This is a genomic window from Haemophilus sp. HMSC068C11, from assembly GCF_001815355.1.
GTDB lineage: Bacteria > Pseudomonadota > Gammaproteobacteria > Enterobacterales > Pasteurellaceae > Haemophilus_D.
Map to the genome: position 1 here is coordinate 316,150 of NZ_KV820360.1, position 25,377 is coordinate 341,526.

Below are 25,377 nucleotides of genomic sequence, written 5' to 3' on the forward strand. Positions count from 1 at the left end.
TTTTCTCTCTTTAATTAATGATTTTGGGCTAATTTTGCCACATCAATAAATGGAATTTCCTCGCCAGTATCTTTATTTTTAATAAAGATATCTAATTGATTGAATGCAATATCAATATTATTTTCTGCAAATAACTGATTTACACGACGATTGAGTGCATCAAGCGTATCATTTCGCTCAGACACTTGCCCAACATAAACACGTAGTTCGTGATCTAACGTACTTGCACCAAAGGTTAAAAATAGCGCTCTTGGTTCTGGATCTTTTAAGATGTTTGGTTGCTCATTTGCAGCTTGCAATAATAAACGTTTCACTAACTCTAAATCTGAACCATAAGCCACCCCAACGGACACAACTAAACGAGTAACGGTATTAGATAATGCCCAGTTAGTCACTTGTCCGGTTACAAAAGATTTATTTGGCACAATCACTTCTTTTCGATCCGGATCGATCATCGTGATAGCTCGAATACGGATTTTTGCTACCGTACCTGTTACATCGTTGATGGTCACGGTATCGCCCACACGAATTGGACGTTCAAATAATAAAATGATACCGGAAACAAAGTTCGCAAAAATTTCCTGCATACCAAAACCGAGACCAACGGAAAGGGCAGCAAATAACCATTGTAATTTAGACCATGACATCCCAAGCGTCGAAAATGCCCATGCCCCACCCACTGCAACCAAGATATAGGTTAATAATGTTGTAATGGTATAAGGCGTACCTTGCGAAAGTTTCACTCGCGAGAAGAGCAATATTTCTAAAATACCTTGAATATTACGCACTAAAATATAGGTAATCACGACAATAATTAATGCAACAATCAAGTTAAAGAGTGAGATCGTTTCTGTCACCACGCCCGCTTCAGTTGTTGAAGTTTGTTGCCACAAGGTAATATCACGTAAATAACTTACAACCGTAACTAAATCTGACCATACATAATAGAAGATGGCAAAAAGTGCGGTCCAAATAAAGAGATCGGCAAAGCGTAGTAACTGGCTACGCACTTCATTTAAGGCCAATCCCTCTTCTTGTTCGGTAATTACGACCACATCATCAGAGGCTGAAGTATCACTTGAATCTTGTTGTTTTTGCTGACGTTTTTCTTGTAAACGTCGATAAGCTAAACGTCTTGATGCAACCGTAATACCACGATAAATAGTATGACGCACCAACGACCACACCACCCATGCAATGTAGGTATTAATAATATGCGTAATTAAATTTAAGGCGGTGTAATAATAGCCTAAAGCAACTAGTGCAATTAAAATAACAGGGACCAATTGCAATAAAACGCGCATAATTTTTAAAAGCGTTCTATCACGCTGATCCGTTACGCTTGAATTCAACGATTTTTCTGTGCGAACAAAACGTGGCGCAATAATCACAATACAGAAAAGCAAGGCAACAATCGTATTAATTTCGCCGAGGACGTCATTGGCTAAACCTGTATCCATGACATTACTGAAAATTGATGTATTCAGTAATAACACAACAGAAACAATAATACGTTTCGTAACATCTTGTAGGCTAGCTGCACTCTCTTTAGCAAAACCAAAATGGCGCACTAAAATACCATTCGGACGAAGAATAGCTAAAACAAAACTAAAGAACCACCAATAGCCCGCCATACTGAGCGACCATTCCCAAAACTCTTGTGGGTTTTTTACAAAGAAAAAGCCTAAAAGTTGGCAAGCTGCTAAAAACCAAAGGGTACCTGATAACGATAAAAGCGCCGTATAAAATAACGCAAGCGGCGTATGCCATTGGCTATCAGAACGAAGCGTATTAATTTCGCCATTAATCACGCTCAAACGTTGTTTAATCGATTCTTTAAATTTGAAAATCAACCCACCAATCACAAACAAAATAAAGACATAAGTGAGTAAATACGGCAAATTATCAAAGTTTGTTGGAAAACCTAATTTTTTACCAATACCATCAAATTGCGCTTTGAGTGACATCGGTAATTTCTTGAACCAATCTAGATTAATTGGGTTATTACTTTTTACCCAGAAACTTTGTTGATCAAGTTTAGACTGGATCTGATCACTGATTTGTGTAATTTGTTGTTGGGTTAGCTCTAAGGAAATCGCCAAATTTAACTGATTATTCAATGACTTAATCAAATCAGAAGCCACTTTTCGACGTTCTGTCAATAAATTGGTTAATTGTGCTTTTTCCGCCGGTGTAAACGATTTGTTTTCATCCTGCTCAATTTTACTGATGTAGGCATCAATATCATAAAGCTCATTACGTTTTTGCGTGATATCAAAGATCTGTACACGTAAATCTGCAATTTGTTTTGAAAGACCTTGAATATTTAAATTGGTCGGTAATTTTTGTTTTTGTTGCTGAATAATGCGAGAAAGCACCAACGTGCCTTGTAACGCACTGATTTGCTCATCAATGGTACGTTGTGTCTGCGTTAAGTTATCCAACACATTTCGCATGCGTAGTTCATCTTGCGTTAATGTATTGGTTTTCTCTGTTTGCTCAAGTAAATATTGGCTAAGTTGCGAATTTAAATCTAACTCTTTCTGGATCAGCGGATTTTGCTCAATGCTTTGGCTTTGTTGCTGTGCTTGCTCAACTTGGTTTTGTGTTTTAGCCAAATTCTTTTGATTAATCGCTTCTTGAATGGCTGCAATTTGTTGCTGCAATGCTTGAACACGAGTATTTAATAGTTCATATCGGCTTTGATAAAGCACTGTCAATTGATCGCTATTTTTTAATAGCACTTGATTATAGATATTTTTTAGCTCAATCAATTGCAATTCAAGCTGAATTTGCTGTTTTAACAGTGCACTTGTCGTTGGATCAGCTAATTTCTGATTCAATTCTTGCGTACGTTTAACATTGTCTGTTAAGGCTGTTTGAGCTCGTTCAGACACTGAGCTCTGTCCTGCAAGTTGTGTATTCACCGCACTTAAGGCAGATTGCGCATCTTGTTGTTGATTGGTCAGTTTCTCAACCTGAGCCTGTAGATTGGCTAAACTTTGTGAAGCATAATCGGTGTTACTTGGCGTACTTAGCTGTTTTTTAAGATTTTGAAGATCGGCATTATTCTTCTGAATTTCAGAATCTGCATCAATAAGCGTATCTTGCAAATCATTGTTATTTTTTTGCTGAGTTTGAATTTGTTGCAAGAAATCAAGCGAAGCCTGGATTGTCGCAACATTATTTGTTTTTTCATCACCATCCGGTAATTTTTGTGCATCAGCTAATTCACTTTTTAGTGTTTTTTCTGTCGGCAAATCAGCATTACTATTCTCTGCCCAAACAGGCTGAGAAAGCGACATTGTAAAAACAAATGAAAGACCAAGTGCGGTCAAAACACGAGAGATTTTTTTCATTAAACTAACTTTCCTATTGTTGCGACAGCCAATCGGCGAGTGCTTTGCGAGAAATCTTTATTGCCCCTTGGATTAAATTCGTCGGGAGTTCATAGTAGGCAATGGGTTGCTTAAATCGTTCCAATCGCCCTTGTAAAAAAACATTGAGAGATTCAACCGCACTTTCATTAAATGAGGTATGAAATTCAACAATCGCGACAGGACGATGGCCAAATTCCTCATCATGTTTAGGTAAAACAAAGACTTGTTTCACCAAATCTGATTGTGCAATCACTTTTTCAATTTCTTCCGGCTGAATATTTTCACCACCGGAAATAAACATATTATCTAATCGGCCTTGAATGACTAATTCGTTATCGAGCCATTGACCTTTATCTTTGGTTTGGAACCAACCTTCAGCATTAGTAAGCGGATCGACATACCCATTGCGCCAATATCCCACGGCAAGCCCGGCACCTTTTAGCCAAACTTCTTCATTCACTAACTTGAACTCTCGACCAAGCAAAGGCTGCCCCACACCGATTTTTCCATCTGATTGTTTAGCGAATGCGGTAGAAGCCATTTCGGTCATACCATAACCTGAATAACTGCGAATCCCTAATTCATTTAATGCTTGGGTTAATTTAACAGGGATTTGTGTTCCACCCAATAATACCGCTTGAGTTTGGGTAGATTGTGGATGTTCGATCAAATAATCAAACCAACGTTGTAATTGCGTTGGCACGAGAGAAACATGTGACACCTCACCAATAGATTGATAAAAATCTTCTTTCGGTAAAACTAAGGTTGCACCTACGTAAAGCCAACGCCACACAATGCCTTGTCCAGAAACATGATAAAGTGGCAAAGAAAGTAGCCACGATTGATCTTTGCCAAAATTCATTAAGGCACAAACGCCTTCTGCATTAGCTAAATGAGCAGACACATTATGCACCACCGCTTTAGGCAAACCAGTCGAGCCCGATGTTAATGTCATCGTTGCCGCTTTTGTAAAGTCAGCGTTATGTTCGGGTAATGCTTTAGTAGCTAAATAATGAATATCTTCAGTTTGATAACAAAAATCCACCCCATACACTTGGCACAATTCTTCTCTTTTCTCTTGAGGAAATGCCGGATTGATCCCTAAAATTTTTGCGCCTAGCTGAATAACGGCTAAATAAAGAAATAAGATCTGTTCTGAATTTTTACCACAAAAAGCGACCGCACTTTGCGTCGTCACACCTTGTTGTAAAAGAAAGGCTTCTACTTGATTAATTTTCTCAGCAAGTTCCACCCAAGTAAAAGGATCGCCCTGCGAATTTCGCAACGCGATCTGATTTGCATACGCTGAATTTTGGGCAAACGCTTGCCAAGGAAATTTTTGCATTGACTTAGTTGCTAACGAAATAAGGGCGAACTTCGTCAATTAAATATTCCGGCAAATGCATAGATTGCATCGCCCCTTCTAGCATGAGCATCTTACGATTACTATTGGTATTGGTAATCACCCAATATGGTGTGTCAGGAATTTGTTTTGGTTTCGTGTGATTACCTGCCACAAGCAACGTCCCTTCATCACGAGCAAAATACACACGAGTACGGCCTTGTAAGCTTTCGGTTGCCTGTGCAAAGCTTTCTGGATTGGTACGATAAAGAGTACGTAATATACTTAAAAAACGCACAACGGCTTTTGGCTCTTCTTTAAATTCAGCAGAATTCAAGAGTGCACGCACTTTATCAACAATGTGATTTATTGCTTCATCCGATTGTTTTTTCACTACTTTTGGCGGTTCGACAGGTTCAACTTTTGGTTGAGATGCTTCGGTTGTTTTTTCCGCTAAAACAGGCTCAGAATGCACCGCGCTTTTTGGCGTTTCAGCTGACGCGACTGATTCAAAGAAATCAACCGAGCTTGTTGCGTGAGTGGGTAAATTCAACAAACGGCGAAGAATATCAGACGCACTTTCTCCAATAGATTGAGTTTGTGCCGCAATGTATTGATATAATTCCTCATCGACTTCAATTATCTTCATTTTTTTCTCTCCGTTTGCTAAAATTTTCGTCCATTATAACGATTTCTAACCAAATTCTCACGCAAAATATATGTCATCTTCCCAATTATTAAACCATCAATTTCACCAAGCAAAACAATCAATTAATTCGCCTACTTTAGTTTTCATTCATGGCTTGTTTGGGGATATGAATAATCTTGGCGTCATCGCGCGTGCATTTAGCGATCACTATAATATTTTGCGCGTAGATTTACGTAATCATGGGCATAGTTTTCATTCAGAAACAATGAATTACTATGTCATGGCTGATGATGTATGGCAACTTATCGATCATCTTCAATTAGATAAGGTTATCTTAATTGGTCATTCAATGGGTGGAAAAACGGCCATGAAAATGACCGCTCTTCAACCACAGCGCGTAGAAAAATTGGTCGTCATTGATATTGCCCCAGTCGCAAATAGCAGTGCTGGACATGATGATGTGTTCCGTGGTTTGTTTGCTGTGAAAAAAGCGCAGCCACAAACTCGTCAACAAGCTAAGCCTATTTTAGAAACTGAAATTGCTGATCCGAGTGTGGTGCAATTTATGTTGAAATCTTTTGAGCCTACTTCAAGTGAATATTTTCGTTTCAATTTGACCGCACTTTTTGAACATTATGCGGAGCTAATGGATTGGCAAGAGCTCTTCGCTAATACGCCTACACTCTTCATCAAAGGTGGGCTTTCATCTTATATTAAACCTGAATATACAGAAACCATTCTAAAACAATTCCCGAATGCGACCTCCTTTACCATCAATGGTTCTGGGCACTGGGTTCATGCAGAAAAACCTGATTTTGTAATACGTGCTATTGATAGGTTTCTAAATAAGAATTAATCGTTTTAAATGAGAATTATTCTATTCAAATGAGAATTCATTTATGTTATAGTTCGCACAAATTGTGGGGCTTGGATCCCTCATCTTTTTTTCTACTCACCTAATTTTATTTCAAAAGGAAAGAACAATGGCAGTTGTCGGTTTATTTTACGGTAGTGACACAGGTAATACAGAAAACATTGCAAAAATGATTCAAAAGCAATTAGGCAACGAACTTGTTGATATTCGTGACATTGCAAAAAGCTCTAAAGAAGATATCGAAAGTTATGATTTTTTACTTTTCGGTATTCCAACTTGGTATTACGGTGAAGCACAAGCTGACTGGGATGATTTTTTCCCAACTCTAGAAGAAATTGATTTTACTGACAAATTAGTCGGTATCTTTGGCTGTGGCGATCAGGAAGACTACGCAGATTATTTCTGTGATGCTATCGGTACAGTACGAGATATCGTTGAACCACGCGGTGCGATTATTGTAGGGAACTGGCCAACGGATGGTTATACCTTTGAATCATCAAAGGCATTATTAGATGATGGAAACTTTATCGGTTTATGTATTGATGAAGATCGTCAACCTGAACTTACTGCAGAACGCGTAGAGAAATGGACAAAACAAATCTACGATGAAATGTGTTTAGCAGAATTAGCTTAACCATCTCTAATTTAGCAAATTTAAGGGAACATTATGTCTGAAGAAAACATCAAATTACTCAAAAAAGCAGGATTAAAAATTACTGAACCTCGGCTCACTATCCTTGCATTAATGCAAGAGCATAAACATGAACATTTCTCAGCTGAAGAAGTATATAAAATCTTGTTAGAGCAAGGCAGTGATATTGGCCTTGCAACTGTATATCGCGTGCTTAACCAATTTGATGAAGCGCATATCTTGATTCGCCATAATTTTGAAGGCAACAAATCTGTTTTTGAGCTTGCGCCAACAGAACACCACGATCACATTATCTGTGAAGATTGTGGCAAAGTATTTGAGTTTACTGATAATATTATCGAACAACGTCAAAAAGAAATCAGTGAACAACATGGCATCAAATTAAAAGCACACAGTTTATATCTCTACGGCAAATGTAGCGATATCAACAAATGTGAAGAGAAAAAATAATTCGTGCTAAAAAATAAAAACCTTAGGTTAAAACCTAAGGTTTTTTATTATCTCAGCTAAAAGTGCGGTCAAAATCGACCGCACTTTTGTACATTAAGCCGCTGATTTAATAATCACTTTTGAGTCATCCCAGAAATCTACCGGTGCATTCACCACAGGCTTAATAATGCCGGTACGAATGGTGAAATCACCAAAGCCTTCATTTTCATGACGCTCACTTGCCCAACGGCCAATCAGAGTATCAAGTTCACTGATAATTTCCCGAATCGTGATATTTTCTTTATAAAGACGTGGAATACGCACACCTTCACGATCCCCACCAATATGCAAATTGTAACGACCAATTGCTTTGCCTACCAAACCGATTTCCGCCAGCATTGCGCGGCCACATCCATTTGGGCAACCGGTAATACGTGTAACGATATAATCATCAGCCACGTGATGTTTCGCCATCACTTTATCCAGTTCATCAATAAAGCTTGGGAGAATTCGCTCTGATTCTGCCATCGCCAATGGACAAGTTGGGAAAGAAACGCAGGACATTGAGTTTTCACGTAATTTACTCACATCATCACGAATCAAACCGTAATCGCGTGCAATTTGTTCAATTTGTGCTTTATCCTCTTCCGCTACATTTGCCACGATCAGATTTTGGTTGGCGGTGATACGAAAATCACCTTTATGAATTTTGGCAATTTCCAATACACCACTCAGTAATTTTTTCTCATCGTTATCCACCAAGCGACCGCTTTCGATAAACAGGGTCAAATGCCAGTTGTTATCAATGCCTTTTACCCAACCGATACGATCACCGCGTTCGGTAAATTTAAACGGACGAATCGGTTCAAATGGAATCCCCATACGACGTTCGACTTCGGCGCGGAAATTATCTAATCCCATGTTTTGAATGGTATAACGACTACGTGCATTTTTACGATCGCTACGGTTACCAAAATCTCGTTGGGTCGTTACCACGGCTTCCGCTGCTTTTAAGGTGTATTCCAACGGCACATAACCCAGTTCAAGGGAAATATGCGGATAGGTTTTGGTGTTACCATGCTCAAGGGATAAGCCACCGCCCGCCAAGACATTAAAGCCAACCAAATTGCCGTTCTCGTCTGCAATGGCGACAAAATCTAAGTCATTCCCGTAACAATCCACGTCATTGAGTGGTGGAATCACCACGGCTGTTTTAAATTTACGTGGCAAATAAGTTTTACCGAGAATCGGTTCTTCCTGTAAAAAATCATCGCTACTTTGGACTTTCTTACCATCAATCCATACATCTAGATAACCTCGTGTACGTGGTAACAGATGTTCTGAAATTTTCTTCGCATATTCATATGCCTGCTGATGTAGCTTTGATTCAATTGGGTTCGAAGTACACAACACATTACGGTTCATATCTGAAGCCGTTGCAATGGAGTCTAATCCCAAACTATGCAATAAACGATGCATGGTTTGTAATTGGCTTTTCGGCACACCGTGATATTGGAAAGTTTGACGATTGGTCAAACGAATCGAACGATAATAACTATGTTCACGGGCGAATTTATCCAATTCAATCCATTGGAATGGCTTGATAATCCCACCCGGTAAACGGCAACGTAACAGCATAAATTTCAACGGTTCGAGTTTTTCCTCTGCGCGTTCGGTACGAATATCACGATCGTCTTGTTCATACATACCGTGGAAACGGATTAATTGAAAGTTATCCCCACGAAAACCACCGGTTAAGGAATCCTCTAAATCATCTAAAATGGTACCGCGTAAAAAGTTACTATCGGTTTTTAAACGTTCATTGTCAGAAAGCGGTTTTTCTTGCCATTCCAAGCCTTTTTGTTTGTTTTGCTCTGTCATTTTTTCACCCCACAAATCTAGTACACATCGCGTTGATAACGTTTTTCTTCACGCAGTTCATTTAAATAATCTTCTGCTTCATCCGGACTTAAATTGCCTTCTTTAGCAATGACTTCGAGTAATGCTTGTTCCACATCTTTTGCCATTTTTGATGCATCTCCACAGACATAAAAATAAGCGCTTTCTTGTAACCATTGCCAAAGTGCGGTCGAATTTTCACGAATTTTATCTTGCACATAGATCTTCTTCTCTTGATCGCGTGACCAAGCAAAATCGTATTTATGCAAGAAGCCCTCTTTGGCAAATTGTTGCCATTCAGTTTGATAAAGGAAATCGCTGGCAAAATGCGGATTACCAAAAATCAGCCAGTTTTTACCATTTGCCTCATCGGCTACGCGTTGCTGCATAAAGGCACGGAATGGTGCCACGCCGGTACCGGAACCCACCATAATAATTGGCTTAGTCGTGTCAGTTGGCAGACGAAAATTATCGTTATGCTCTACAAATACACGCACAGCACCATCTTCTTCTACTCGATCCGCTAAAAAGCTTGAAGCTGCGCCGCTGCGTGCTCGACCTTCATGTTCAAAACGTACCACGCCAACAGTTAGATGCACTTCTTCCCCAACCTCTGCTGAAGAAGATGAAATGGAATACAAACGAGGCGTTAAAGGACGTAATAATGAAACCAGTTGTTCAGCGGTTAATTTTGCAGGAAATTTATGTAATACATCCACAATCGGTGTACGTTGAACCAATTCTTGCAATGCTTGATTATCCGAAACAAAATCATTTAGCTGTTCGTTATGTGCCAAAGCTGCATAGCCTTTCACAAAAGCAGGTGTGTTTTGAGTAAGCTCTAAATGTGATAAAAGTGCGGTCGAAATAGTTTGCGTTTTTCCCTCAATTGTCACTTCTGTAGTAGGATCAATCTGCGCGAGCGATAAAATTTCATCGACTAACTTAGGATCATTGTCAAACCATACACCAAGTGCATCCCCCGCTTGATAATGAAGATCCGAACCTGCTAAATCAAATTCTAAATGACGCACATCTTTATCCGACTGACGGCCGGTAATTTTCTGGTTAGTAATTAACGTTGCAGGAAATGGATTGGCTTTATTGTATTGGCTTTCCTTGGCTACCGGTGCAGTTGTAGCTGTAGCAATACTTTGCACAACCGGTGAAGCCTGCGCAGCCTTTTCTTTTACGATAGCCACAATATCTCGGATCCATTGTTCCGCGGTTGCACTGTAATCTAAATCGGCATCCACTCGCTCAAATAAACGCGTCGCGCCTAATTCAGCAAAACGCTGATCAAAATCCTTGCCTGCTTGGCAGAAATTTGGATAAGAACTATCCCCTAATCCCAACACAGCAAATTGCAATTCGGTGAGTTTGGGTGCTTTTTTACCGTTTAATAACTTATGCAATACCACGCCTTCTTCTGGTGGCTCGCCTTCACCTTGTGTGGAAGTCACTAAAAGCAAGTATTTTTCATCAGCAATGGTTTTCGCTTTATAATCTTTTAAAGCGACACGTTTCACGGCAATACCGGCTTCTGTAAGCTCTGCGGCAACTTTATCTGCCACCGATTTAGCATTGCCAGTTTGTGAGCCTGAAAGCACTGTAATTGAAAAAGGTTCTGCCGAAAGTGCGGTCAAATTTGCTGCCAAATGTTGCCCAGCAACCTGTTGTTCTACACCGGAAGCTTGCGACCATGCATAACCCGAAAGCCATGCCAATTGAAGGGGCGTTAGTGTTGGTAAGAGATTTAGTATTTCTGTTGGTAATGGATTGTTGTGTTGCATAAGTTTCCCCACAAGAAAATGAGTAATATCAGTAAATTCACATATTAAAGAAAACGCGAGTTAGAGAATCATACCGGCTGCTACGGTGTTATAAGTTGCCTCATCAACTAAAATAAAGGCACCACCAGCAATATTTTCTTCATAAGTTGTGGCAACAATCGGTTTCTGTAAACTTAAACGTACTCGAGCAATATCATTCATCTTTAAGGCTGTAGCGCCACTTTCTTGTTCGAGTGTATGAACGTTTAACACGCTTTCAATTTCACTGATTTTGGCAAATATGGTTTGCGTACCATGTTTAAGTAAATATTTACGGGCAGTATTTAATGGGCGTTCATCAAACCAACAAATTGTGGCTTCAAGTTGCTTTTGTGGTGTAAGTGATGAACTTTCATCTACAAATAAATCACCACGGGAAATATCAATATCGCGATCTAAACGTAAGGTAATCACTTCCCCGGCCACCGCCTGTGTCACCTCACCTTTTGGCGTAATAATCTCGGTCACCTTAGCTGTTAATCCATTTGGTTCAATTCGAATAGTCTGCCCCAGTTGCACTGAGCCACGTTCGATTCGACCTTGATAACCGCGAAAATCATCAGCTTTATCTGCATCCTGACGTACGACTAATTGCACGGGGAAATAGAAATCAGCATTGGAATGACTCACCTCATCCACACTTGGTAAATTTTCTAAAATGGTGAGTAAAGGTTCGCCTTGATACCAAGAGGTGCTTTCACTTGCATATACTAGGTTATCGCCAAGCAATGCAGATACCGGCACAAAATGTACCTCTTTTAATCCGAGTTGTGCCACCAATTGACGATACGCCTCCACAATGGCATTGAATTTTTCTTCGCTGTAATCCAATAAATCCATTTTGTTCACCGCCACTAAAATATGCGGACAATTTAATTGACGTAAAATCGCTGAATGACGTTTAGTTTGTGGTAAGAGTTGTAACGGTTTTTCATCAAAATTCAGCTGAGAAGCATCAATTAAGACGATTGCAGCAGATGCTGTACTCGCGCCTGTCACCATGTTACGTGTGTATTGCTCATGTCCTGGGGTGTCGGCAATGATGAATTTACGTTTTGCCGTGGAGAAATAGCGATAGGCTACATCAATGGTAATGCCCTGTTCACGTTCTGCTTCCAAACCATCTGTCAAAATAGAAAAATCAATGGCTTCTTTATTGCCTTTCTCTTTTCCTGCGTTAAGGGTTTTGATTTGGTCGGTCAATAACGCTTTGCTATCGTAAAGTAAGCGGCCGATTAAGGTACTTTTCCCGTCATCTACACTACCGGCAGTAATAAAACGAAGTGGAGTTGAATGTTGTGTCATATTTCTTCCTTATATTCTGTTAATTATTCTTTTGTATTTCATCATCTTTGAATCATGCCCCATATCAATCGCTTAAGCCATTTAACTGTATCTTACTCTTTGTTACTTTCTGGCGTAGAAATACTAGAAATATCCTTCTTTTTTCCGTTTCTCCATGGCGGCTTCGCTGGCTTGGTCGTCTAGACGAGTCGCGCTGCGCTCAGAAATGTCGGCAATAGCGGTTTCTTCAATAATTTCTAATGGTGTTGATGCTGTGCTTGCCACCGGACAGGTACAACTAATATCGCCTACGGTGCGAAAACGAACATCCAATACTTCGCTGACTTCATTCGGCAATTTAGGGGTTAATGGCGTCACTGGCACTAATAAACCTTTTCGACGTACAACTTCGCGTTTATGACTGTAATAGATAGGAGGCAATTCCAAATTCTCACGAGCGATATATTGCCAAATGTCTAATTCCGTCCAGTTAGAAATTGGAAACACCCGCATGTTTTCGCCTTTATGCAATTTAGCATTGTACAGAGACCATAATTCCGGACGTTGTGCCTTAGGATCCCATTGACCGAACTCATCACGGAACGAGAAAATTCGTTCTTTTGCACGGGCTTTTTCCTCATCACGGCGTGCACCGCCCATCAAGGCATCAAATCCATTCTCTGCGATGGTCTCTAATAAAGTGACCGCCTGTGCCGCATTACGCGAATCAGTTTCTTTGCGCAATACCACCGTACCTTTGGCAATAGAATCTTCCACATGTCCAACAACTAAACGCGCGTTAAGTTTTGCCACTTGCTCATCTCGAAATTGGATCACTTCCGGATAATTATGACCGGTATCAATATGCACCAAGGGAAACGGTAAATGTACCGGACGATCACCTAACTGAAATGCTTTACGGGCTAACGCCAGCAATACCACAGAATCCTTCCCTCCGGAAAAGAGCAACGCCGGGTTTTCACATTCCGCGACGACTTCACGAATAATATGAATCGACTCTGCCTCGAGCCAGTCTAGATGTTGGTTGTTGAGTTCGGTTTTTGTCATGTTTTTCTTCCTATATTTTTCTACTTATGTAATCCACATTCCTTACTATCTTTACTCTCCCACCACCAGCGGCCGGCGCGAATATCTTCGCCCTGTTTAACTTGGCGGGTACAAGGATCGCAGCCAATGCTTGGAAATCCTTGATGGTAAAGATCGTTATAAGGCACATTGTTCGCTAAGATATAAGCCCACACATCTGTTTCTGACCAATCAAAAATAGGATTGTATTTATCAATACCACGAGACTGATCTTGCTCAGCAAAAGGGAGCGCAGTACGTGTAGCCGATTGTTCTCGACGTTGTCCGGTCAGCCATGCATCTGCACCTTGAATCGCGCGATTTAACGGTTCGATTTTACGGATATGGCAACACTCGCGACGTAATTCCACGCTTTCATAAAAAGCAAATTTCCCTTTTTCTTCCTCGTAGCGAGTCACTTCATCAGCAATCGGCTGAAAGCGTTCTATTTGAAGATGTGGATAGACTTTCTCAAGGTTGTCTAATAAATTTAACGTATCTTGATGGAGTAAACCGGTATCTAAAGTAAAAATACCAATATCTAAGTTTTCACGCGCAATGACATCGGTAATGACCATATCTTCTACGGCTAAACTGCTGGCAAAGCGTGCATCCTGATGGCCATCAGCTATTTGATGTAAACGTTGCTTCAATGTGGCTGTTTTTTCTGCCAAGTGATCTTTAGTATCAAGGCTAACGAGTGGAATTCGCCAAAAAGTCGGTTTAAATAAACTCATCATCCACTCCTTACGCCACTTGACCGATAGTTAAACTTTCTAGGGTAAAGTGCGGTTGTTTTTGACGTTGTTTTTCTTCGCCAAACCACGCTAATTGTTCGTGTAATTTCACCACTTCTCCCACCACAATTAAGGCCGGCGTCTCTGCTTTTTCTGCTAATTCAGCTAAATTTGCGAGTGTACCAATCGCTGTTTTTTGAGTAATTTGAGTGCCTTGACTAATAATCGCAACAGGCGTATTCGCAGCGCGACCATATTGTTGTAAATGTTCAGCAATGACTTGCGCTTTTAACGTCCCCATATAAATGACTAAGGTTTGATGACTTCTTGCTAAGGTTTGCCATTCAATATCAGACGCATCGGCTTTACGATGACCGGTCACAAAAATGGCGCTTTGTGCATAATCACGGTGAGTTAATGGAATGCCGGCATAGGCTGTTGCGCCAATGCCTGCTGTAATACCGGGTACAACCGAAAATGGAATTTGATGTTGAGCTAATACTTCTAATTCTTCACCACCGCGTCCAAAAACGAAAGGATCGCCGCCTTTTAAGCGCACTACTCGCTTGCCTTGTTGGGCAAGGGTTAATAACAATTGGTTGGTTTCTTCTTGTGCGACAGAACGACCATTGGCACGTTTCCCCACAAAAATACGTTCTGCATCACGACGAATCAAAGAAAGAATCTCATCAGAAACCAATGCATCGTAAAGCACCACATCAGCTTGTTGAATTTCCTGTAAACCGTTAAGAGTTAATAACCCAGCATCGCCAGGACCGGCACCAACTAAAGAGACAAAACCACCTTGATAGTTATTTTCTAGTTGTTCAGCTAATTCCTCTTCAGCTTGTGCCTCTTGTTGATTCTTAACGAGACTTGCAAAACGTCCACTAAACATTTTTTCCCAAAAACGGCGACGTTCGGTGACCGATGCCAATTTTGCTTTTACTTGATCACGCCACTTACCAGAAATCTCAGCGATTTTGCCTAAATGTTGTGGCAATAATGCTTCCAGTTTCTCACGTAATAAACGGGCTAATACCGGCGCCTTTCCACCACTCGAAATCGCGATTTGGATCGGATTACGATCAATAATAGAAGGAAAGATAAAACCACAATGAGGTTGATCATCTACCACATTGACTAATTTATGTTGGCTTTCGGCTAAATGGAAAATACGGTGATTTAATACCTCATCATTTGTTGCCGCGATCACTAACATCACCGTTCTCATTTGTTCGGCATTAAATTCTTTCGCAATCCATAGCACTTTATTTTGACGTTCAAGCTCGCTTAATTCCTCATTTAATTGGCGAGCAACAATACGGACTTGAGCATTTGCTTTGAGCAACAACCCAACTTTACGAGCAGCTACTGAACCACCGCCGACAACAAGTACCGGGCGACCAGTTAAATCAGCAAAAAGTGGAAAATAATTCATGGGTATCACTCCTATTTATTCACTTTATCAGCACATTGTGCACTGACATATAAACGATCAAATAAGCCGTTATCGACAAAATGTTTGGTATTAATCGCCTCCCACGAACCAAAACGTTGGTTCACATCAAATTGATTCACTTCAGGAAAAAGTGCGGTCGTTTTAGCAATAATTTTTTTATCTGTCGGACGGAAATAATTTTTGGCTGCCAGTTCCTGTGCTGAGATTGACCATAAATAGCTCAAATAATCATGGGAAAGTTGATGCAAACCATCTGCCTGCGTATTTTTATTCACTTCCGCCACATAAATTGGGGTATAGGCTGTTATACTCGGATACACCACTTCAAAGCTATTTTCGCCCAGTGTTTTAGCCGCTAGCGCTGCTTCATTTTCCGGGGCAATTAAAACATCACCGATATTACGCTGTGTAAAAGAAATACTGGCACTGCGCGCCCCCGCCTCTAAAACCGGCACATTTCTTAGCAGGCGTAACATAAAATCTTGTGGTTTATCACTATGCTGTTCGGCATAAGCTAAAGCCGATAAATAAGCAAAGCGTCCATTTGCTGACGTTTTGGGATTAGCAAAGACAACTTTGACATCATTCCGAATCAAATCCGACCAGTCTTGAATGTGTTTTGGATTTCCTTTTCTCACCAGAAGCACCATCACTGACCCAAAAGGAACGGCACCATTCGGTAATACTTGCTGCCAATCCGCATCCACTAAGCCTTTTTTAACTAAAGCGTCGATATCATTACTTTGTGTCAATGTCACCACATCTGCAGGCAAGCCGTTTAACACGCCGAGCACCTGTTTACTGGCGCCACCATGCGATTGTGAAATCATCACGTCTGAGGGAAATTCACGTTGAAATGCGATGTTATATTCCTTATAGAAATCACGAATCACGTCATAAGACACATTCAGTAGCACTGTTTTTTGTTCCGTACTGGTATGCCATAAACAAGCTGCTAAGCCGAAAGAAAGCACTGAAAATAAAGCAATTTTTTTCATTTTCACTCTCCTTCGTTATTACCCTCAATTTCGTGTGGCTAAATTTATATCGTAAAATGTTAAGTACAAAAAATAACGAAAAAGCATTTTATAGAACAAAACGAAATATAAAATCAAAAACCAAACGTTTTCTTATTTCACTTTGGAATATTAAATAAATTTCCGTTCTTTGCCATTATGGAAAAGAGCGGTTATTTTTTTGAACATTTCAAAACGCTTACAAAGCTTAGGTATTTATCTGTTGTGAAGGTGGGATAATGAAAACCGTATTACCAGGATTTAAACGAAGTATGTTAATTACATTAGCCTGGCTCGGCTCAATGGTATTGTTGCCATTAACATTGCTTGTGCTCACTGCATGGCAGTTAAAATGGGCTGATATCGTTCAAATCATCACGAGTGAACGAGTGATCTCATCCTTAACGCTATCCTTTGAAATGGCGGCAATTGCGACGTTAATTAATATCGTTTTTGGCTTTTTATTGGCATGGGTTTTAGTGCGTTATGACTTTCCAGGTAAGAATCTCGTCAATGCTTTAGTGGATTTACCTTTTGCTTTACCCACTGCCGTTGCTGGTATCGCACTTGCCTCGCTTTATGCTCCGACTGGACTGATTGGGCAATGGCTAAGCCATTTAGGGATTCAACTTGCTTATACTCCAAGTGGTATTGCGATTGCGTTGATTTTTGTCAGCTTGCCTTTTACCGTTCGAGCGATTCAACCCGTATTAGCAAATCTCGATCCTAGCTATGAAGAAGCAGCCCAAATTTTAGGTGCATCCAGATTAACAACATTGCGAAAAGTCATTATCCCAGCGGTATTGCCTGCATTAATAGGCGGTGCAGGTATGGGATTTGCGCGATCGCTTGGTGAATACGGCTCAGTCATTTTTATTGCGGGTAATGTGCCACTCGTCTCAGAAATTGCACCATTGATTATTATGTCAAAACTTGATTTGTATGACGTGCAAGGCGCATCTGTGGTTGCATTATTAATGCTTGCCATTTCATTTCTGTTGATTTTATTCATTAACTTAGCGCAATGGTCTGTTGCCAAACGCATTAGTCCAATTCGATAAGAGGTATTTATGAAAACCCAATCGTGGCAAAAATGGATCTTAATTCTGACCGCACTCAGTTTTTTTACGATCATCTTATTGCTCCCATTATTTACCGTATTCTATTCAGCCCTTGAACAAGGAATTGGTCTATTTTTCGCTGCATTAAAAGAACCTGAAGCCTTAGCGGCTATTTGGCTTACGATCAAAGTCTCGTTAATTGTATTACCTATTAACATTTTTATCGGTGTGGTTATGGCTTGGGCTATTGCTTATTTTGACTTTAAGGGGAAAAGCTTATTAACCGCACTACTCGACCTCCCCTTTTCCATTTCACCAGTGGTTGTAGGATTAATGTTCTTACTGTTGTTTGGGTTAGATGGACTTTGGGGCGCATGGTTTGCTGAACACCATATTCGTTTTATGTTTGCAACACCAAGCATTGTTATCGTGACCTTATTCGTCACCTTTCCACTTATTGCAAAATCATTAATTCCAACCATGTCAGCACAAGGCACAAGTGAGGAACAAGCTGCGTTAATCTTAGGTGTATCTACTTGGCAACTTTTCTGGCACGTAACGCTACCAAAAATAAAATGGGCATTAATTTATGGTGTGATTTTAAGTAACGCTCGTGCAATGGGTGAATTCGGTGCCGTAAGTGTTGTATCTGGTCATATTCGCGGTTTGACTAATACAATTCCGCTTTATGTAGAAATTAGTTACAACGAATATCAATTTGTTGCCGCATTTACTTGCGCCAGTTTATTAGCATTAATCGCAGTGGGAACACTAGGATTGCAAAACGTAGTGAGATATGTGGAAAAGAAAAAAATCCAAGAATAACAACAGGAACACAATACATGACAATCAAAATCCAGCAACTAAACAAACACTTTGGACAGTTTCATGCGTTGAAAGATATCAATCTCAGCTTTCCGGTAAATCAGCTAACCGCCTTGCTTGGGCCAAGTGGTTGTGGAAAAACAACGCTATTACGGATCATTGCAGGATTAGAATTTGCTGATAATGGACACATTTGGTTTGGTGAAAAAGAGGTAACTCAACTTTCAGCTGCTGAACGAGGTGTTGGCTTTGTGTTTCAGCATTATGCACTATTTCAAAATATGACCGTCTTTGACAATGTCGCTTTTGGCCTAACGGTAAAACCCCGTAGAGAACGTCCTTCCGCAGAAGAAATTCGCGAAAAAGTCACCGCACTTTTAAAGCTAGTGAAACTTGAATGGCTAGCCGAGCGCTACCCTAATCAACTTTCTGGTGGGCAAAAACAACGGATAGCCTTAGCTCGCTCCCTTGCTGTTCAACCGAAAGTCTTACTACTTGATGAACCCTTTGGTGCATTGGATGCTCAAGTTCGTAAAGAATTACGCCGTTGGCTGCGAGAATTGCAACATGAACTCAATGTGACCAGCATTTTCGTTACCCATGATCAAGATGAAGCATTAGATATGTCTGATCGCATTGTGGTGATGAATAAAGGTCAAGTGGAGCAAATTGATGAGCCTAGCCAAATCTATCATGCACCACAAACCCCTTTCGTCACGCAATTTGTGGGGGATGTTAATGTGTTCCACGGACACATTGATCAAGGCAATTTAGTCATTGGTGAATTTGCTCATAATTTACAAACACATAGCAATGCGACTCATGCAATCAATAACCAATCTGCAACGGCTTATATTCGCCCTTACGAACTGACACTTTCGCGTGAATCTCATAATGCCTTAGCGAGTGGTACGATTCGTCATATTAATGCTATTGGTTTTATCGTGAGAATTGAAGTAGAAAGTTCGCAAACAGAACAACCGATTGAGGTGATTCTTACCAAAGAAAATTATCTCAATGCGCAATATAAAATAGGTGATCAAGTTTATCTCGTGCCGGATAAATTAAATCTATTTCAAGAAATGAATATTTAGAAAAGTAAAAGTGCGGTCAAAATCGACCGCACTTTTAATATTTAAAGGAGAGAATTATTTTTTACCTAATTGCGGTAAAACTGAATCTTTCCCTGCAGTTAAGAGACCTACTTGAGAATAGATACTTAATTTTCCGCGCGTATCTGCTACGTCTAAATTACGCATAGTTAATTGACCAATACGATCGATTGGATCAAATGGTGCATTTTCTACTTTTTCCATACTTAAACGTTCAGCCGCATAAGTTAAGTTTGGTGATTCAGTATTTAAGATTGAGTAGTCATTACCACGACGAAGTTCTAGTGTCACTTCACCAGTCACGGCACGAGCAACCCAACGTTGTGCTGTTTCACGTAACATTAACGCTTGTGGATCAAACCAACGACCTTGGTATAACAAACGGCCTAAACGTAAACCGTTGATACGATATTGTTCAATAGTATCTTCATTGTGAATACCCGTTACTAAACGTTCATAAGCAATGTGGAATAATGCCATTCCCGGTGCTTCATAAATACCGCGTGATTTAGCTTCGATAATACGGTTTTCAATTTGGTCTGACATGCCTAAACCATGACGACCACCAATGCGATTTGCCTCTAAGAAAAGATCCACTACGTTATCAAATGTTTTGCCGTTTAATGCAACCGGCACACCTTCTTCAAAGCGAACAGTCACCACTTCTGGTTTCACTTGAACATTTTCATCCCAGAATGCCACGCCCATAATTGGTTTTACAATTTTAATGCCTGTGCTTAATTCTTCTAAGTCTTTCGCTTCGTGTGTCGCACCTAACATATTAGAGTCAGTTGAATACGCTTTTTCTACCGACATTTTGTAGTCAAAACCATTTGCGATTAAGAATTGTGACATTTCAAAGCGACCGCCCAACTCATCGATGAATTGTTGATCTAACCATGGTTTGTAAATTTTTAAATTTGGGTTGGTTAATAAGCCATAACGATAAAAACGCTCAATATCGTTACCTTTGAAAGTTGAACCATCACCCCAGATATTCACATCATCTTCTTTCATGGCTGCAACAAGCATCGTACCTGTTACCGCACGGCCAAGTGGTGTGGTATTGAAATAGGTTGCTCCACCAGTAGAAATATGGAATGCACCACATTGAATAGCCGCAATCCCTTCATGGGCTAACTGCGCACGACAATCCACTAAACGCGCATTTTCCGCACCATATTCCATTGCTTTTTTGGGAATTGCATTGTAATCATCTTCATCTGGTTGACCTAAGTTTGCTGTATAAGCATAAGGTACTGCACCTTTTTGACGCATCCAAAGTAATGCCGCACTGGTATCGAGCCCGCCTGAAAAAGCGATACCAACTTTTTGACCTTTAGGTAAATGTTGCAGAATCGTATTTGACATATTTTATTTCCTTCATTGTGGTTATGGTGAGTGAGTCTTTAAAAAGTGCGGTCAAAAATCACTGCGCTTTTCTAACATATCATCGGGATTTGGATAATGATAAGCGAAGCCTAAATCTCGACAAATTTTATCTGCCATAATGATTCGTTTCGGATCCGAATCACTACATTCGAATTGCGGTATGGGTAAATCATAAAATACTGCTGCTTTTGTGTAATATTCTGCTCGAGTAGGATGAATTGGCGCGCAAAGATGATAAGTTCGCAATCCATTTGGATTCATGAGTAAGGCGGTAATAGTTTCAATGCAATCCTCTAGATGCACCAAATTAACAGGTGAATAGCCCTGTTTTAAATTGCATTTTCCTGCTAAGAATTTAACCGGATGGCGTTGTTTACCAATTAATCCTGCAAGTCGAAGAATATCGCAATGCAATATTCCTGATTGGAACAAGCACTGTTCTGCTTGTATCAGTGTTTTACCCATTTCTGTTTCAGCTGAACGTTGAGAACTTTCATCAAATTGCCCCGAAATATCAGGAAAAACAGAAGTTGAACTGGTAAAAAGTACATGTTGTACACCTTGTTTCTTGGCTTGATTGGCTAAAAAAGCAAGATATTCACAATACTGTTGAGAAGAAAAACGGCTAGGTGGTAGGGTGATAATGAGAGCATCTACATTAAAAAGAGGGCGAATATGGTCTGGTAAACGTTTCATTTCGTCAGAAAGCGAAAAAGGATAAGTTTCAATGCCTAGCTGATGCAATTTCTGAGCATCATCAGGGGATTGTTTTGAGCCTTTTACACACCAACCAAGCTCTTTTAAGTGCAGCGCCAGCGGTAAGCCTAGCCAACCTAAACCAACTATCGCAACAGATTTCATACTCTTTTATTCACAATATTTTATCCATAAAAATCCCTGCTATTCTAAAGCATAGCAGGGAGTTTGTTAATGTTATTTTGTTAATAAATCCAACGCCTCTTGATATTTAGCCACTGTTTTTTCAATCACTTCTTTTGGTACTTTCGGTGCTGGCGGTTGTTTATTCCAACCACTTTGTTCTAACCAATCTCGTACAAATTGCTTATCAAATGACGGTGGATTTGTTCCTTCTTTATAAGTATCAACTGACCAAAAACGGCTAGAATCCGGTGTTAATACCTCATCCATTAAAGTGAGCGTGCCATTTTCATCTAAACCAAATTCAAATTTGGTATCACAAATAATAATACCTTTAGTCAGCGCATATTTTGCTGCCTCAGTATAAAGTGCAATCGCTTTTTCTCTCACTTGTGCCGCTAACTCTGCGCCAATAGCTTTTTCACATTGTTCATAGCTGATATTGATATCGTGATTACCCAATTCTTCTTTACTTGATGGCGTAAAAATCGGTTCAGGTAATTTACTTGCCTCAACTAATCCTTCCGGTAATTTCAAGCCACAAATGGTCCCTGTTTGCTTATAATCTTTTAGCCCGCTACCTGTTAAATAACCACGCACGATAGACTCAATTTTAATTGGATTCAAACGTTTGCAAACCACTGCGCGATCTTTTACTAAATCAGCTTCTTCTTTTGGTAACACATCATAAACTGAATCACCCGTAAAATGATTCGGCATAATATGAGCTAACTTATTGAACCAGAAATTGGAAATTTGAGTCAGGATTTCACCTTTACGTGGGATAGGATCATCTAAAATCACATCAAATGCGGACAAACGGTCACTGGCTACCATTAACATCCGTTTATCATCGATCTCATAAAGATCACGCACTTTTCCCGAATAGATTTTTTTTAGACTAAGTTGTGTCATTGCTTGCACCTTTAATTATAAGAATAAAAAATCGGTAGATATTGTACCGCACTTTTGGCGCAAACGTTTGCTTTTTTTTATGAAAAATTTTAAAGAAAAGAAACTACAGAGTCATACACCTAAATAAGCTATAGATAACAAAAGAAAAGCAATTTAATTTGAGCTCAATCTGAAAATCAGCGACAATACAGCATCATTTAAAACAGAAGAAACAAGACAAATGAGTTATCCATTAGAAGAAGTGAATAAACGTCGCACATTTGCGATTATTTCCCACCCTGACGCGGGTAAAACCACCATCACCGAAAAAGTATTGTTATACGGCAATGCCATTCAAAAAGCAGGCTCAGTAAAAGGTAAAGGCTCTGCACAGCATGCAAAATCTGACTGGATGGAAATGGAAAAACAACGTGGTATTTCCATTACCACTTCCGTGATGCAATTCCCTTACAATGAATGCTTAGTGAATTTATTGGATACGCCGGGGCATGAGGATTTCTCGGAAGATACCTATCGCACGTTGACGGCTGTGGATAGCTGCTTAATGGTTATCGACTCGGCAAAGGGGGTTGAAGAACGTACCATTAAATTAATGGAAGTGACCCGTTTACGCGATACGCCAATTATCACTTTCATGAATAAACTTGACCGTGATATTCGTGATCCAATGGAATTATTAGATGAAGTGGAAAGCGTATTAAAAATCCATTGTGCGCCAATTACTTGGCCGATTGGTTGCGGTAAATTGTTTAAAGGGGTTTATCATTTATATAAAGATGAAACCTATCTTTACCAAAGTGGGCAAGGCTCTACAATCCAAGAAGTACGCATTGTGAAAGGTCTAAATAGCCCAGAATTAGATGCTGCCGTAGGCGATGACTTAGCCCAACAACTGCGTGATGAATTAGAGCTTGTAAAAGGTGCAAGTAATGAATTTGATTTGGATTTATTCCTAAGTGGTGAATTAACACCTGTCTTTTTCGGTACAGCATTAGGTAACTTCGGTGTTGATCATTTCTTAGATGGTTTAACTGAATGGGCACCTGCACCACAAGCTCGTCAAGCTGATACCCGTAAAGTCTCAGCAGAAGAAGAAAAATTCACTGGTTTCGTATTTAAAATCCAAGCCAATATGGATCCAAAACACCGCGACCGCGTGGCTTTCTTACGCGTAGTTTCTGGCAAATATGAAAAAGGCATGAAACTTAAACACGTGCGTATTGGTAAAGATGTAGTCATTTCTGACGCCCTCACCTTTATGGCGGGGGATCGTACTCATGCAGATGAGGCTTATGCTGGCGATATTATCGGTTTGCACAATCACGGTACGATTCAAATTGGCGATACCTTTACGCAAGGCGAAGAGCTTAAATTTACCGGTATTCCAAACTTTGCCCCTGAATTATTCCGTCGTATTCGTTTGAAAGATCCTCTTAAACAAAAACAATTGTTAAAAGGCTTAGTACAACTTTCTGAAGAAGGTGCTGTTCAAGTGTTCCGCCCATTAAGTAATAATGATTTGATTGTTGGCGCGGTCGGTGTGCTACAGTTTGATGTGGTCGTTTCTCGTTTGAAATCAGAATATAACGTTGAAGCCATTTACGAAACGGTCAATGTCGCGACGGCTCGTTGGGTGGAATGTGCAGATAACAAAAAATTTGAAGAGTTCAAACGCAAAAATGAGCAAAATCTAGCATTAGATGGTGGCGATAATCTTACTTACATTGCACCAACTATGGTTAATTTAAATCTTGCACAAGAACGTTATCCTGATGTGACCTTCTTTAAGACAAGGGAACATTAATTACCATTTTCTACCATTAACAAAAGGAAAAATTATGAAAAAATTGATGCTTATCAGTACAGCAGTGTTACTACTCTCGGGTTGTGTAAACACTGAGCTGTCAAATGCAGGAAAAGCTTATAACCCACAAACTGACGCACGTATCCGTCTATATGGACAAAATGGTCGCTATACCGAGATGGAAGTAAAACAGAATGGAAAAACAGAAAAAGTAAATGTTGGAGGTGGATGGGGGCAATCCTTCGGCTCAATGCTTTACCTTAAAGGTAATGAATCGCTAGGGATGCCAGATAGCGAAGCGAGTAAAAAACCAAGCCAATTCAATAACTTTGGTTCAAGTACTTTCTTTAAAGAGTTTGTTATCCCTGCTGGTGCTGAAATCACTCTAAAAAGTGAAATAGTAACCCCAGATAATACTTATACCGATTATGCAAAAGGTATTAAATATACACAACTAGGTTACAGCTGTTCGGGTAAAAAACTCACATTCACGCCTCAGGCAGGAAAAGATTATGAAGCATTACCTGCAGCATCAACAGCTCAATGTAATTTAACTTTAGTAGAATTAAAATAAATCAATATGAAAGGTCACCGCAAGGTGGCTTTTCTTTTATATAAAGACATTAAAATTTTGAGCAAATAACAACTGATGGATAGAACAAAGTGCGGTTAAATTTAATCGCATTTTTTATATAAAAGAAATAGAGAAAATAAGATGGCTGGGGTACTAGGATTCGAACCTAGGGA

The 25,377-nt window shown here is 39.9% G+C and carries 21 protein-coding genes; 8 read left to right on the forward strand and 13 right to left on the reverse strand.

What is annotated here, in order from left to right; all coding sequences use genetic code 11:
- Nucleotides 1-14: 14 nt before the first annotated feature.
- Genes mscK through seqA form a run of 3 tightly spaced genes read right to left on the reverse strand, consistent with a single transcriptional unit; the run spans nucleotide 15 to nucleotide 5,371 of the window.
- Nucleotides 15-3,359, reverse strand: coding sequence for a mechanosensitive channel MscK (mscK, locus tag HMPREF3020_RS03295; RefSeq protein ID WP_070775539.1), 3,345 nt, complete (start codon nucleotides 3,357-3,359; stop codon nucleotides 15-17).
- A gap of 13 nt (nucleotides 3,360-3,372) precedes the next feature.
- Nucleotides 3,373-4,725, reverse strand: coding sequence for an o-succinylbenzoate--CoA ligase (gene menE, locus HMPREF3020_RS03300; protein WP_070775540.1), 1,353 nt, complete (start codon nucleotides 4,723-4,725; stop codon nucleotides 3,373-3,375).
- A gap of 4 nt (nucleotides 4,726-4,729) precedes the next feature.
- Complete coding sequence (gene seqA, locus HMPREF3020_RS03305; RefSeq protein ID WP_070775541.1) at nucleotides 4,730-5,371, reverse strand: replication initiation negative regulator SeqA; 642 nt, start codon at nucleotides 5,369-5,371, stop codon at nucleotides 4,730-4,732.
- Nucleotides 5,372-5,441: 70 nt separating this feature from the next.
- Between seqA and HMPREF3020_RS03310 the strand changes: the two genes are divergently transcribed.
- The 3 genes from HMPREF3020_RS03310 (at nucleotide 5,442) to fur (ending at nucleotide 7,347) form a co-directional block, all read left to right on the forward strand.
- Entirely contained in the window at nucleotides 5,442-6,227 is a 786-nt protein-coding gene (locus HMPREF3020_RS03310; RefSeq protein WP_070775542.1) for an alpha/beta fold hydrolase, read from the forward strand.
- A gap of 127 nt (nucleotides 6,228-6,354) precedes the next feature.
- Nucleotides 6,355-6,879: a flavodoxin FldA gene (fldA, locus tag HMPREF3020_RS03315; RefSeq protein WP_070775543.1), complete on the forward strand. Its 525-nt coding sequence runs from the start codon at nucleotides 6,355-6,357 to the stop codon at nucleotides 6,877-6,879.
- A gap of 33 nt (nucleotides 6,880-6,912) precedes the next feature.
- Nucleotides 6,913-7,347, forward strand: coding sequence for a ferric iron uptake transcriptional regulator (gene fur / locus HMPREF3020_RS03320; protein ID WP_049366031.1), 435 nt, complete (start codon nucleotides 6,913-6,915; stop codon nucleotides 7,345-7,347).
- Nucleotides 7,348-7,440: 93 nt separating this feature from the next.
- Here the strand turns inward: fur and cysI are convergent, their stop codons facing one another.
- The 7 genes from cysI to HMPREF3020_RS03355 form a co-directional block, all read right to left on the reverse strand.
- Nucleotides 7,441-9,207: an assimilatory sulfite reductase (NADPH) hemoprotein subunit gene (gene cysI, locus HMPREF3020_RS03325; RefSeq protein WP_070775544.1), complete on the reverse strand. Its 1,767-nt coding sequence runs from the start codon at nucleotides 9,205-9,207 to the stop codon at nucleotides 7,441-7,443.
- A 17-nt stretch (nucleotides 9,208-9,224) separates the two neighbouring features.
- Complete coding sequence (locus tag HMPREF3020_RS03330) at nucleotides 9,225-11,018, reverse strand: assimilatory sulfite reductase (NADPH) flavoprotein subunit (RefSeq protein ID WP_070775545.1); 1,794 nt, start codon at nucleotides 11,016-11,018, stop codon at nucleotides 9,225-9,227.
- A 60-nt stretch (nucleotides 11,019-11,078) separates the two neighbouring features.
- Complete coding sequence (locus HMPREF3020_RS03335; protein ID WP_070775546.1) at nucleotides 11,079-12,362, reverse strand: sulfate adenylyltransferase subunit 1; 1,284 nt, start codon at nucleotides 12,360-12,362, stop codon at nucleotides 11,079-11,081.
- Between the two features lie 123 nt (nucleotides 12,363-12,485).
- Complete coding sequence (cysD, locus tag HMPREF3020_RS03340) at nucleotides 12,486-13,409, reverse strand: sulfate adenylyltransferase subunit CysD (protein ID WP_049362808.1); 924 nt, start codon at nucleotides 13,407-13,409, stop codon at nucleotides 12,486-12,488.
- Between the two features lie 20 nt (nucleotides 13,410-13,429).
- A complete protein-coding gene (locus HMPREF3020_RS03345; protein ID WP_070775547.1) occupies nucleotides 13,430-14,164 on the reverse strand; it encodes a phosphoadenylyl-sulfate reductase in 735 nt (244 codons plus the stop codon).
- A 10-nt stretch (nucleotides 14,165-14,174) separates the two neighbouring features.
- On the reverse strand, nucleotides 14,175-15,605 hold the full coding sequence (gene cysG, locus HMPREF3020_RS03350) for a siroheme synthase CysG (RefSeq protein ID WP_070775548.1): 1,431 nt from the start codon (nucleotides 15,603-15,605) through the stop codon (nucleotides 14,175-14,177).
- An 11-nt stretch (nucleotides 15,606-15,616) separates the two neighbouring features.
- Entirely contained in the window at nucleotides 15,617-16,624 is a 1,008-nt protein-coding gene (locus tag HMPREF3020_RS03355; protein WP_070775549.1) for a sulfate ABC transporter substrate-binding protein, read from the reverse strand.
- A gap of 257 nt (nucleotides 16,625-16,881) precedes the next feature.
- On the opposite strand from HMPREF3020_RS03355, the gene cysT reads away from it, so the two are divergent.
- From cysT to HMPREF3020_RS03370, 3 genes are read left to right on the forward strand one after another with little or no spacing between them, the layout of a single operon-like run.
- The gene (gene cysT / locus HMPREF3020_RS03360; protein WP_070775550.1) at nucleotides 16,882-17,703 is read left to right on the forward strand and encodes a sulfate ABC transporter permease subunit CysT; all 822 of its coding nucleotides are present in this window, start codon (nucleotides 16,882-16,884) and stop codon (nucleotides 17,701-17,703) included.
- A 9-nt stretch (nucleotides 17,704-17,712) separates the two neighbouring features.
- Nucleotides 17,713-18,528 (forward strand): sulfate ABC transporter permease subunit CysW, encoded by an 816-nt coding sequence (gene cysW / locus HMPREF3020_RS03365; protein WP_070775551.1) that lies wholly within the window; start codon nucleotides 17,713-17,715, stop codon nucleotides 18,526-18,528.
- Between the two features lie 17 nt (nucleotides 18,529-18,545).
- Nucleotides 18,546-19,622 carry a sulfate/molybdate ABC transporter ATP-binding protein gene (locus tag HMPREF3020_RS03370; RefSeq protein ID WP_070775552.1) on the forward strand — a complete coding sequence of 359 codons (1,077 nt, stop codon included), beginning with the start codon at nucleotides 18,546-18,548 and terminating at the stop codon, nucleotides 19,620-19,622.
- A gap of 54 nt (nucleotides 19,623-19,676) precedes the next feature.
- Here HMPREF3020_RS03370 and argG read toward each other — a convergent pair whose 3' ends face one another.
- From argG to HMPREF3020_RS03385, 3 genes are all read right to left on the reverse strand, one after another.
- Nucleotides 19,677-21,011 carry an argininosuccinate synthase gene (argG, locus tag HMPREF3020_RS03375; protein WP_005698733.1) on the reverse strand — a complete coding sequence of 445 codons (1,335 nt, stop codon included), beginning with the start codon at nucleotides 21,009-21,011 and terminating at the stop codon, nucleotides 19,677-19,679.
- A gap of 51 nt (nucleotides 21,012-21,062) precedes the next feature.
- A complete protein-coding gene (locus HMPREF3020_RS03380) occupies nucleotides 21,063-21,893 on the reverse strand; it encodes a Rossmann-fold NAD(P)-binding domain-containing protein (RefSeq protein ID WP_070775553.1) in 831 nt (276 codons plus the stop codon).
- Nucleotides 21,894-21,965: 72 nt separating this feature from the next.
- Nucleotides 21,966-22,826, reverse strand: coding sequence for a phosphoribosylaminoimidazolesuccinocarboxamide synthase (locus HMPREF3020_RS03385; protein ID WP_070775554.1), 861 nt, complete (start codon nucleotides 22,824-22,826; stop codon nucleotides 21,966-21,968).
- 220 nt (nucleotides 22,827-23,046) lie between these two features.
- Here HMPREF3020_RS03385 and prfC point away from each other — a divergent pair, with 220 nt between their 5' ends.
- On the forward strand, nucleotides 23,047-24,630 hold the full coding sequence (gene prfC / locus HMPREF3020_RS03390) for a peptide chain release factor 3 (RefSeq protein ID WP_070775555.1): 1,584 nt from the start codon (nucleotides 23,047-23,049) through the stop codon (nucleotides 24,628-24,630).
- A gap of 34 nt (nucleotides 24,631-24,664) precedes the next feature.
- Nucleotides 24,665-25,204 (forward strand): hypothetical protein, encoded by a 540-nt coding sequence (locus HMPREF3020_RS03395; RefSeq protein WP_070775556.1) that lies wholly within the window; start codon nucleotides 24,665-24,667, stop codon nucleotides 25,202-25,204.
- The last annotated feature ends 173 nt before the right edge of the window (nucleotides 25,205-25,377 follow it).